This is a genomic window from Streptomyces sp. a15 (assembly GCF_059026085.1).
This window is the reverse complement of the sequence record NZ_JBWLKM010000013.1, coordinates 82202-93430: the sequence shown is the minus strand read 5'-3', so window position 1 is coordinate 93430 and position 11229 is coordinate 82202. Positions and strand designations below refer to the sequence as shown.

The 11229-nt window shown below is 71.3% G+C and carries 9 protein-coding genes; 7 read left to right on the top strand and 2 right to left on the bottom strand.

All coding sequences use genetic code 11. From position 1 onward, the window contains the following. Positions 1–2: 2 nt before the first annotated feature. The 4 genes from AC5P09_RS16525 to AC5P09_RS16510 all read left to right on the top strand — a co-directional run bounded on the left by AC5P09_RS16525 (position 3) and on the right by AC5P09_RS16510 (position 4236). Entirely contained in the window at positions 3–785 is a 783-nt protein-coding gene (locus tag AC5P09_RS16525; RefSeq protein ID WP_493874636.1) for a DUF1684 domain-containing protein, read from the top strand. Between the two features lie 210 nt (positions 786–995). Then, a complete protein-coding gene (locus AC5P09_RS16520) occupies positions 996–1901 on the top strand; it encodes a S1 family peptidase (protein ID WP_493874635.1) in 906 nt (301 codons plus the stop codon). 151 nt (positions 1902–2052) lie between these two features. Then, complete coding sequence (locus tag AC5P09_RS16515; RefSeq protein ID WP_493874695.1) at positions 2053–2922, top strand: slipin family protein; 870 nt, start codon at positions 2053–2055, stop codon at positions 2920–2922. A 231-nt stretch (positions 2923–3153) separates the two neighbouring features. Beyond that, positions 3154–4236 carry a S1 family peptidase gene (locus AC5P09_RS16510; protein WP_493874634.1) on the top strand — a complete coding sequence of 361 codons (1083 nt, stop codon included), beginning with the start codon at positions 3154–3156 and terminating at the stop codon, positions 4234–4236. Positions 4237–4430: 194 nt separating this feature from the next. Here the strand turns inward: AC5P09_RS16510 and AC5P09_RS16505 are convergent, their stop codons facing one another. Further along, positions 4431–5504 (bottom strand): DUF3533 domain-containing protein, encoded by a 1074-nt coding sequence (locus AC5P09_RS16505; RefSeq protein ID WP_493874633.1) that lies wholly within the window; start codon positions 5502–5504, stop codon positions 4431–4433. 153 nt (positions 5505–5657) lie between these two features. Here AC5P09_RS16505 and AC5P09_RS16500 point away from each other — a divergent pair, with 153 nt between their 5' ends. Continuing rightward, positions 5658–9086, top strand: a complete 3429-nt coding sequence (locus AC5P09_RS16500; protein ID WP_493874632.1) for a DNA polymerase III subunit alpha — start codon at positions 5658–5660, stop codon at positions 9084–9086. Further along, positions 9083–10051 carry a DNA polymerase Y family protein gene (locus AC5P09_RS16495; RefSeq protein ID WP_493874631.1) on the top strand — a complete coding sequence of 323 codons (969 nt, stop codon included), beginning with the start codon at positions 9083–9085 and terminating at the stop codon, positions 10049–10051. The genes AC5P09_RS16500 and AC5P09_RS16495 overlap by 4 nt, the downstream gene beginning before the upstream one ends. Positions 10052–10189: 138 nt before the next feature. Here the strand turns inward: AC5P09_RS16495 and AC5P09_RS16490 are convergent, their stop codons facing one another. Beyond that, positions 10190–10564 carry a cupin domain-containing protein gene (locus AC5P09_RS16490; RefSeq protein WP_493874630.1) on the bottom strand — a complete coding sequence of 125 codons (375 nt, stop codon included), beginning with the start codon at positions 10562–10564 and terminating at the stop codon, positions 10190–10192. 94 nt (positions 10565–10658) lie between these two features. On the opposite strand from AC5P09_RS16490, the gene AC5P09_RS16485 reads away from it, so the two are divergent. Continuing rightward, on the top strand, positions 10659–11105 hold the full coding sequence (locus AC5P09_RS16485) for a MarR family winged helix-turn-helix transcriptional regulator (protein WP_493874629.1): 447 nt from the start codon (positions 10659–10661) through the stop codon (positions 11103–11105). Positions 11106–11229: the final 124 nt, after the last annotated feature.

Here is an 11229-nt window from a genome sequence, read left to right as displayed (position 1 = left end):
ACATGACGACGGACGCGTCCGAGGCGTGGAAGCAGTGGCACGAGCACCGCACCGAGACGGTGGCGGCGCCCTACGGACCTCTCGCGCTGACCGGCACCTACTGGCTGGAGGACTATCCGGACGGGCGACTTCCGGACATCGCCGGGTCATGGACCGTCGAGGGCGACGCGGTCGTCCTCACGGCCGCCGACGGGGACGGCCTCACCGTGGACGGGCAGCCCTTCGCCGGTGCGGTGCGGCTCGCCGCCGACCGGGGTCCGGCCGGCGCCGCCCGGGTGGCGTACGGAGAGCGGCGGCTGGTCGTGCTGGTACGTGAAGGCGTGTGGGGCGTGCGCGACTTCGACCCCGCCTCCGCCGCCCGCCGGGCGTTCCGGGGTATCGAGGCCACGCCGTACGATCCGCGCTGGTCGGTGCCGGGGCGCTTCACGCCGTACGGCGAGGACCGCACCGTACGGGTCGAGAACGCGGACGGACGCGCGCGCGGTCTCGGCCTCGGCGGGGAACTGGCTTTCCGTCTGGACGGGCGGGAGCTGACGCTTCAGGTGACGGTCCAGGGCGACGGTTCGCTGTGGGCGGTTTTCGGCGATGCCACGAGCGGGAACGGCAGTCACCGCTTCCGGTTCCTGCGGCCCGCCGCGCCCGACGCCGACGGGCGTACGACGGTCGACCTCAACCGGGCGCTGCTGCCGCCGTGCGCGTTCGCCGACCATTTCATCTGCCCTTTCCCGCCACCCGGGAACACGCTGGAGCTCGCGGTCGAGGCGGGGGAGCGGCACCTGCTCTGAAAAGCAGTCATCTCGCGTAGACCGTGGAGATCGTTCAAAGCTTGACGGCCGAAAGGCGCCCTTGCGTCGACCGGTCGTTCGGCCGAATACTCCCCCTCAGCGCTTGTCAGGAGCACGGCGTGTTCGGAATCCGGGCACCCGGCATCCTGGCTGCGCCTCACGGGCCCGACCCCACGAGGGCCCCCGACTTCCCATGTGGAGGAACGAAAAGTGAGGATCAAGCGCACCACCCCCCGCAGTGGCATTACGAGACGGACCCGGCTGATCGCCGTGACCGCCGGACTCGCCGCCGCCGCAGCCGTCGCGATCCCCAGCGCGAACGCGTCCGACGCCCCCACCACGTTCAGCGCCACCGCCCTCAAGAGCGCCAGCAGTTCGGTGCTCAAGGCAGACATCCCGGGCACCGCCTGGGCCGTCGACAGCAAGACCAACCGTGTCGTCGTCACCGTCGACAGCACGGTCTCCCAGGCCGAGATCGCGAAGATCAAGGAGCAGGCGGGCACCACCGCCGACGCGCTCACGATCAAGCGGACCCCCGGCACGTTCAACAAGCTGATCCAGGGCGGCGACGCCATCTATGCGAGTAGCTGGCGCTGCTCCCTCGGCTTCAACGTCCAGAACAGCAGCGGCGTCCAGTACTTCCTGACCGCCGGTCACTGCACCGACGGCGCGGGCAGCTGGTACTCCAACTCCGCCCGCACCACGGTCATCGGCTCGACCACGGGCTCCAGCTTCCCGGGCAACGACTACGGCATCGTGCGGTACTCCGGGTCCGTCAGCAGGCCCGGCACCGCCAACGGTGTGGACATCACCCGCGCGGCCACGCCCGCCGTGGGCACCACCGTCATCCGCGACGGCTCCACCACCGGTACGCACAGCGGCCGTGTCACCGCCCTCAACGCGACCGTCAACTACGGCGGCGGCGACATCGTCTCCGGTCTGATCCAGACCAACGTCTGCGCCGAGCCCGGCGACTCCGGCGGTTCGCTGTACGGCAGCAACGGCACCGCCTACGGTCTCACCTCCGGCGGCAGCGGCAACTGCAGCTCCGGCGGAACGACGTTCTTCCAGCCTGTCACCGAGGCCCTCAGCGCCTACGGCGTCAGCGTGTACTAGGCCCCGGCCGAACTCCGGCACCTGTACGGCCTGGCCTGCAGCCAGCAGCAGACGAGCCCCCGCACGCAACTCTCGTGCGGGGGCTCGCCCTTGTCCGGCACCGGCGTTACCGTCGACATACAGGCGGTCACATCGGACCCTGGGGGCCGTGATGGTCGAGGAGCTGGTGGCGGCGGGAGTGACGCTCGCGTCTGCCGGAGCGGTGTACGTGATGGCTGCGGCGCGGGTCGTCAAACAGTACGAACGGGGTGTGGTCTTCCGGCTCGGGAAGCTCCGGTCGGAGGTACGCGGACCGGGCTTCACCATGATCGTTCCGGGTATCGACAAGCTCCGGAAGGTCAATATGCAGATCGTGACGATGCCGGTGCCCGGTCAGGAGGGCATCACCCGGGACAACGTCACCGTGCGGGTCGACGCCGTCGTCTACTTCAAGGTGACCGCGCCGGCCGAGGCGGTCGTCCGGGTGGAGGACTACCGGTTCGCGGTCGCGCAGATGGCGCAGACCTCACTGCGGTCCATCATCGGCAAGAGTGAGCTGGACGATCTGCTCTCCAACCGCGAAAAGCTGAACCAGGGGCTGGAGTTGATGATCGACAGCCCGGCCGTGGAGTGGGGCGTGACCATCGACCGGGTCGAGATCAAGGACGTGTCGCTGCCCGAGACCATGAAGCGTTCCATGGCCCGCCAGGCCGAGGCCGACCGGGAGCGGCGGGCCCGGGTCATCAACGCCGACGCCGAGCTCCAGGCGTCGAAGAAGCTGGCCGAGGCTGCCAAGGAGATGTCCGATCAGCCCGCCGCGCTGCAACTGCGGCTGCTGCAGACGGTGGTGGCGGTCGCCGCCGAGAAGAACTCGACGCTGGTGCTGCCGTTCCCGGTGGAGCTGCTGCGGTTCCTGGAGAGGGCGCAACAGCCGGTGCAGCAGGCGCCGCCCGTGGCGCAGCAACCGGTGCAGGAGCAACGTCCGTCCGTCGAGCCCCGGCCGAACTCCGATGTGCAGGGGTCGATTTCAAGACAGGACTAGACCTCACAGGCTGATGAAGGTTACTCGCACGTAGTGTTTGCAGCGCGAAGGGCCTGGGGTGACCGTGGACAGTCAAAACCGAAGGGGGCGCGCAATCGCGTTCTACGCGCGTCCGGAAGTCGACCTTGTGCGCCCCCCGTGGGGTTCGGAAGAGTAGGCGCTCGTCAACCAGCCTTCCGGTCCGCGAGATCCCCACAACCTCCGGACCGACCCCCCACAGGAGGACGCGAGTTGAAGCACCGACGCATACCCAGGCGGCGGGCCGCCGTGGCAGGTGCGGGCATCGCCGCACTGGTCGCCGCGGGAGTCACCTTCCAGACTGCGAACGCCAGCGAGTCGGCGAACACCCCTGAGCTCCAGGTCCTTTCGGCCCTGTCGGCCGGAAAGCTCGCCTCGACGCTCGGCCAGGACCTCGGCTCCGACGCCGCGGGCACGTTCTATGACGCGAAGACCAAGAGCCTCGTGGTCAACGTGCTCGACGAGGCCGCGGCCAAGACCGTCGAGGAGGCCGGAGCCCAGGCGAGAATCGTCGAGAACTCCCTCGCCGAGCTGAAGAGCGCCCGCAGCACCCTCACCCAGGACGCGACCATCCCCGGCACCTCCTGGGCGACCGACCCGACGACCAACAAGGTCGTGGTCACCGCCGACCGCACGGTCTCCAAGGCCGAGCTGGCCAAGCTGACCAAGGTCGTCGACGCACTCGGCGCCACGGCCGAACTCAAGACGACCAAGGGGGAGTTCAAGCCCTTCATCGCGGGCGGCGACGCCATCACCGGAGGCGGCGGGCGCTGCTCGCTCGGCTTCAACGTGGTCAAGGGCGGCGAGCCGTACTTCCTCACCGCCGGGCACTGCACCGAGTCCATCTCCACCTGGTCGGACTCCAGCGGCACCGAGATCGGCACCAACGAGGTCTCCAGCTTCCCGGACAACGACTACGGCCTCGTCAAGTACACCGCCGACGTGGACCACCCGAGCGAGGTGGACCTGTACGACGGCTCCGCCCAGCAGATCACCGGCGCCGCCGAGGCCACCGTCGGTATGCAGGTGACCCGCAGCGGCTCGACCACCCAGGTGCACGACGGCACGGTCACCGGCCTGGACGCCACCGTGAACTACGGCAGCGGCGACATCGTCAACGGCCTGATCCAGACCGACGTCTGCGCCGAACCCGGCGACAGCGGCGGCTCGCTCTTCTCGGGCAGCAGCGCGATCGGCCTCACCTCCGGCGGCAGCGGCGACTGCACCTCGGGCGGGGAGACCTTCTTCCAGCCGGTGACGGAGGCGCTGTCCGCGACCGGTACGCAGATCGGCTGACGCACGACCGTCCGGCTTCGTGAAGTCCCGCCCCGCGCGCGAGGGGCGGGACTTTCGCGTCGTACGGGACCGAACCGCCGCCACGGGTGGGTCGAGCCGGTGCCCCGTCGACGGCCGCTGCGACGTCTACGGCTTCGCCCGCGTCGTCCATGAGACTTTCGCGAGCCGCCCGCCCGGTCGGCGGCCTGCGTCGCCTACGCGGGCTGTGCGGGCTGTGCGGGCTGCGCGGTCTGCCTCGGCTGTCGCTTTGCGCGCAGCCCCGCCGCCAGCAGCGTGATGACGATCCCCGCGAGAGCCCACGCCGACAGCACCAGCAGCGAGGCGGTCGTGTCGTTGCCCTCGAAGTACGCGATCGAGCGTGCCGCCCAGGTGCCGGCGCCCGGCGGCAGCGCCGGGCCGATGGCGTTCCAGAACGGCGGCAGCATCGGCAGCGGGAAGGCGCCGCCCGCGCTCGGGTTGCCCGCGATCACCACGAGCAGGATCGCGAGGCCGATGCCGACGATGCCGAAGACGCCCTGGAGGGCGAGCGTGGCGGCGCCGACCGCGAAGGTGATCAGGGCGCCGAGGCCCCAGAGGGCCGCCACGCTGCCGGGCAGGGCGTCCAGGACCGGCCCGACGATGATCGCGCCGCCCAGCCCGCCGACGACCGAGACCAGTGCCATCGTGGCCAGCCTGATCACCGCGCGGCGTGGGTCGGCGGGCCGGGCGCCGGTGCTGATCGCCAGGATCGAGGCGCACAGATAGCCGTCGACGCACCAGCCGACGACCAGATAGAAGGACGACAGCCCGTCGAGGTCCCGGGCGGAGGCCGGCGCCACGTCGACCGTTCTGACCGACCGCCGCTCGGTCTGCTCCAGGGTGGTGGTGAGCGTCTCCAGGGCGGTGGCGAGAACCGTGCCGCCGCCGGAGGCGACCAGGAGGGTGTCGGTGGTGCCGGCCGGGTCGACGACGAGTGCGCCGTCGATGTCCCGGTTCAGGATCTGCTCGCGGGCCGTCGCCTCGTCGGTCACCGCGCGCGGGTCCAGCGGCGAGCCGGGCAGCTGCTCCAGCCGGGTCACCGCCTGCCGGGCCGCGGCCTGCGGCGCGACGACTCCGAAGGGCACGTCCTTGGGTTTCGGGTCGTGCAGCGCCCCCACATAGGAGGCGATGAACAGCAGCTGGAGCGCGACCGCGCCGAGCACGAGCAGCGTCGCCCGCGGGGTGACGGCGTCCCTCACCTCACCGAGGAAGGACGTACGCGAAGGGCCGGCACCGGTGGGCTGCGTCATGCCCCCACGGTCCGGTCCGTGGGGTGTTTGCGCAGGTGGGACGGGCCCGAACGGATGTCGCACACACATTCGAAAATTGGTCTATGGTGGGGGTGAGGTGGTTGGGAACAGATGTTCGAGAGCTCGTCGGGCTCACGAGTGCGGGAGGTGCGTGTGCCGGGTTTCACGCATCTGCACACCGTCTCCGGGTTCTCCCTGCGATACGGAGCCTCACACCCGGAGCGCCTGGCCGAGCGCGCCTCCGAACGGGGCATGGACGCCCTCGCCCTCACCGACCGCGACACCCTCGCCGGCACGGTCCGCTTCGCCAAAGCGTGCGCGAAGGAAGGGGTCCGCCCGCTGTTCGGCGTGGACCTCGCGGTGGAGATGCCCGGGAGCGGACGGCAGGAGCGGCGCCGCACCCCCGTGCGCGGAGGTGCCTTCATCGACGAGTCGACACCCCGCGTCACCTTCCTCGCCCGGGACGGCGCCCGCGGCTGGGCCGACCTGTGCCGGCTCGTCACGGCCTCGCACGCGGGGGAGGGCACGCCCCTGCTGCCCTGGGCCGACAACATGGCGGACGGCCTGACCGTCCTGCTCGGCCCCGCCTCCGACGTCGGCCGCGCCCTCGCCGCGGGACGCCCCGACCGCGCCGCCAAGCTGCTCGCCCCCTGGCGGGAGGTCTACGGCGACGCCCTGCGCCTCGAAGCCGTCTGGCACGGCCGCACAGGTACGGGACCCGGCTCCTTGCGCCTCGCCGCCCGCACCATCGGCTTCGCCGCCGAACAGCGGATCCGGCCCGTGCTCAGCAACGCCGTCCGGTACGCCGATCCCGGGCTCGGCCCGGTCGCCGACGTCCTGGACGCCGCCCGCCGCCTGGTGCCTGTCGACGCGACCAAGGAACTGGACTCCGGCGAGGCCTGGCTCAAGGACGAGGGCGCCATGGTCCAGGCCGCCGAGCGGGTCGTCGAGGCCGCCGGCTACCGCCGCGACACCGCCCACCGCCTGCTGGAACAGACCCGGGCGACGGCCGCCGAGTGCCTGGTCGACCCCGAGGACGACCTCGGCATCGGCACCGTCCACTTCCCCGAACCGCACCTGGTCGGCGCGGGCCGCCGCACCGCACAGCGGGCGCTGGCCTCCCGGGCGGCGGCGGGGATGGTGTTGCGCGGTTACGCCGGGAAGCGCCCGTACTGGGAGCGGATGCACCAGGAACTGGACATCATCGCCCACCACGGATTCGCCTCCTACTTCCTGACGGTCACCCAAGTGGTGGACGACGTACGGCACATGGGCATCCGGGTCGCGGCCCGCGGCTCCGGCGCCGGATCCCTCGTCAACCACCTCCTCGGCATCGCGCACGCCGACCCGGTCGCGCACGGGCTGCTGATGGAGCGCTTCCTGTCCAAGGAACGGATCGCCCTGCCGGACATCGACATCGACGTGGAGTCCGCGCGCCGCCTGGAGGTCTACCGCGCGATCATCGGCCGGTTCGGCGCCGAGCGGGTCGCGACGGTCGCGATGCCGGAGACCTACCGGGTGCGGCACGCGATCCGTGACGTGGGCGCCGCCCTGTCCATGGACCCGGCCGACATCGACCGTATCGCCAAGTCCTTCCCGCACATCCGCGCCCGCGACGCCCGCGCGGCCCTGGAGGAACTGCCCGAACTGCGGCAACTGGCAGGGGAGCTTCAGCGGGGAGGGGAGCGGTACGGACGTCTCTGGGAGCTGGTCGAGTCCCTCGACGCCCTCCCGCGCGGAGTCGCCATGCACCCCTGCGGGGTCCTGCTCTCCGACGCCTCCCTGCTCTCCCGTACGCCGATCATGCCGACCAGCGGCGAGGGGTTGCCCATGGCGCAGTTCGACAAGGATGACGTCGAGGACCTCGGCCTGCTCAAGCTCGACGTGCTGGGCGTGCGGATGCAGTCGGCGATGGCGCACGCGGTCGCGGAGGTGGAGCGGGCGACGGGGGAGCGGATCGACCTGGACGCGGTGCCGGACGGCGACCCGGCCACGTACCAACTCATCCGTTCCACCGAGACCCTGGGCTGCTTCCAGATCGAGTCGCCGGGCCAGCGGGACCTGGTGGGGCGGCTCCAGCCGGCCACCTTCCACGACCTCGTCGTCGACATCTCGCTCTTCCGGCCCGGTCCGGTCGCCGCCGACATGGTGCGGCCGTTCATCGAGGCGCGGCACGGGCGGGCGCCGGTGCGTTACCCGCACCGGGACCTGGAAGGGCCGCTGAAGGAGACGTACGGAGTCGTCGTCTTCCACGAGCAGATCATCGACATCGTCGCCATCATGACCGGCTGCGGGCGCGGGGTGGCGGACCAGGTGCGGCGCGGGCTGTCCGACCCGGAGTCGCAGGGGCGGATCAGGACCTGGTTCGCGCAGCACGCGGCGGCCGAGGGCTACGACGCAGAAACGATTCAGCGGACCTGGGGGATCGTCGAGGCCTTCGGGTCGTACGGCTTCTGCAAGGCGCACGCGGTCGCCTTCGCCGTACCGACGTACCAGTCGGCGTGGCTGAAGGCGCACCACCCGGCCGCCTTCTACGCCGGGCTGCTCACGCACGACCCCGGGATGTATCCGAAGCGGCTGCTGCTGGCGGACGCGCGGCGGCGCGGGGTGCCGATCCTGTCGTTGGACGTGAACAGGTCGGCGGTCGCCCACCGTATCGAACTGGTGTCTGAATCGAAGGTGTGGGGGCTGCGGTTGGCCCTCTCCGACGTCCACGGCATCAGCGAGGCCGAGGCGGCGCGGGTCGCGGACGGGCAGCCGTACGCCTCGCTGCTCGACTTCTGGGAACGGGCCCGCCCGAGCCGTCCGCTCGCCCAGCGACTCGCGCAGGTGGGCGCGTTGGATGCCTTCGGCGCCAATCGCCGTGATCTGCAACTGCACTTGACCGAGCTGCACCGGGGAGCCCGGGGCGGCGGCAGCGGCGGGGGCCAACTCCCGCTGGCGGGCGGCCGGAAGACGGCACCGGCCGGGCTGCCCGACCTCTCCTCGGCGGAGAAGCTGAGCGCCGAGCTGGGTGTGCTGTCCATGGACGCCTCGCGCAATCTGATGGACGACCACCGGGCGTTCCTCGACGAGCTGGGCGTGGTGTCGGCGCGGCGGCTGCGGGAGGCGCGGCACGGGGAGACGGTGCTGGTCGCAGGCGCCAAGGCGGCCACCCAGACGCCGCCGATCCGGTCCGGCAAGCGGGTCATCTTCTCCACCCTGGACGACGGCACCGGTCTGGTCGACCTCGCCTTCTTCGACGACTCCCACGACGCCTGCGCGCACACCGTCTTCCACTCCTGGCTGCTGCTGGTGCGCGGGGTGGTGCAGCGCCGCGGCCCGCGCAGCCTCAGCGTGGTGGGCGCCGCCGCCTGGAACCTCGCCGAACTGGTCGAACTGCGCGCCGAGGGCGGGCTCGACGTGGTGGCGGCACGGCTGGCGGAGCCCGTGCCGGAAGGAGGCGGGGATTCGACAGGGGGCAGGCGAATCCAGATGCCCACCGGATACGAACTGCATCCGTGGGCCGATCTGCGTCCTGCGGGCGAAGAGCCCGCGAAAGTACGGAAGTTGTGGCATCAGAGTCCGGGGAGTGCGGGATGACCATCCTCTGCGTACGTTTCCAGCTGCCGCCGATGCACGAGGCGGCCCTGCCGGGGCTGCTCGGGTTGCTCGAGGAGTTCACGCCCGTCGTCGAGGCGCTGCCGCCGGACGGGGCGCTGGCCGATCTGCGCGGCGCCGAACGGTACTTCGGGCGCAGCGCCGTGGAGCTGGCGTCGGTGATCCGGGTCCGGTCGCTCGCCCTGCACGGCGTCGACTGCGTGATCGGCGCCGGGCCCGGCCCGATGCTGGCCCGCATCGCGCTGCGCGACGCCGAGCCGGGGGTGACCTGCGCGGTGCCCGAGGACGCCGTCGTGGAGTTCCTCGCCGACCAGCCCGTCGCCGCGCTCCCCGGCGTCGGCGCCGCGACCGCCCGCACCCTGGGCGAGTACGGCCTCGACACCCTCGGCCTGGTCGCCGCCGCACCCCTGTCCACGCTCCAGCGTCTGGTCGGCGGGAAGGCCGGCCGCGAGCTGCGCGAGAAGGCGAACGGCATCGACCGCGGCCGGGTCGTGCCGAACGCCGTGTCCCGTTCACTGGCCGCCGAACGCCCCTTCCACCGCGACGAGTTGGACGCCGACCGGCACCGCCGCGCCCTGCTCTCGGCCGCCGAGGAACTGGGCGCCCGGCTGCGCGCCCTCGACAAGGTCTGCGGCACCCTGACCCTCACCGTGCGCTACGCCGACCGCTCCTCGACGAACCGCACCCGCACCCTCAAGGAACCGACCGCACACTCGGCCGCGCTGACGAAGGCGGCCTACGGCCTGTACGAGGCCCTCGGCCTCCAGCGCGCCCGGGTCCGCTCGGTCACCCTGCGCGCCGAGGCCCTCGGCCCCGCCGAACAGGCCTCCTACCAGCTCGCCTTCGACCCCGTGGACGAGAAGCTCCGCCGTATCGAGGAGGTCGCGGACCGCGCGCGAGCGAAGTTCGGGCCACGGGCGGTGATGCCGGGGACGCTGGCCGCGTAGCGCCTGGCCGGCGGATCGGCCGGCAGGGAAACGACGGCGACCCATGAGCGCAGGTGAGCCGGCGGGCGACGGAAACGCGGCAGCTGGGCGTGCCTGACCCCGCGTCTGCGGCCTGATCCGCCGGACGGGCCCGAGGAGTCAGTTGGCCCACGGGGGCGTGATCCGCGTGCCGTCGGCGAGTTCTGCCTCCAGGCCGATGGACGTGGTGACCCAGGAGGTGGCGATCTCGGTCGTCGGGTTCTCGACGGCGAGGGTCGACCCGGCGTTGATGATCACCGTGTCGCCCGCGGTGACGCGGTGGGTGTGGCCGTCGAGGGTCATCAGCAGTTCGCCGCCGAGCACATGGAAGATCTCCTCCCGGTTGACGGTGTGCGTGGGCGCCTTGGTCCCCGCCGGGATCTCCCCTCGCCAGGCGCACAGCTCCCTGCTGCCGGTGCGGGGAGTGGCGTACGAGACGAAGCGGGCGCCGTGGATCTCGTGAGTGACGGCTTCGGACGGGCGTATGACGGGCAAGGGGCTCTCCGATGTCAGATGGTCAAGTAACTTGACTAGTTGGCCCCATGGTCAAGCTGCTTGACCAATTCGTCAAGGGTGTTTCAATGCCTCCGTGGAGAACTCCGAAGCCATGGCCCTGTCCGCAGCCCTGCTCGCCGTCGCCGGTGAGCTCACGCAGCGCATCAACGAAGGTGTCGTCGCCCGTGGCTTCGAGGGGATCAGGCCCGCGCACGGCTTTGCGTTCGCCCGGCTCGCTCCGGAGGGGGCGACGGTCACCGAGCTCGCGGCCCACCTCGGGGTGACCAAGCAGGCCGCGAGCCAACTGGTCGACGAGATCGTGCGCAAGGGATACGCCGAGCGTCGGCCCCATCCCGACGACGCCAGGGCCCGGCTGGTCGTGCTGACCGGGCGGGGGTGGGCGTGTACTCGTGCGGCGGAGGAGGCCGCCGCGGAGGCCGTGGGGGCGTGGGTGGCGTTGCTCGGTGAGGGGAGAGTGCACGCGTTGCGCGACCAATTGGTGCGCATTGCGCCCTATGGTCCCATCCGGCCCGCCTGGTGACGATTCGTCAGTGCTTCATCAGTGGCTTCAGCCGTCCACGGTTACCACTGGAAGTTTTTACTGACGCGTAACTTCACAAGCGCACTACTCGTCCGTAACTTGACAGTGAACAGCATCCTCGTGA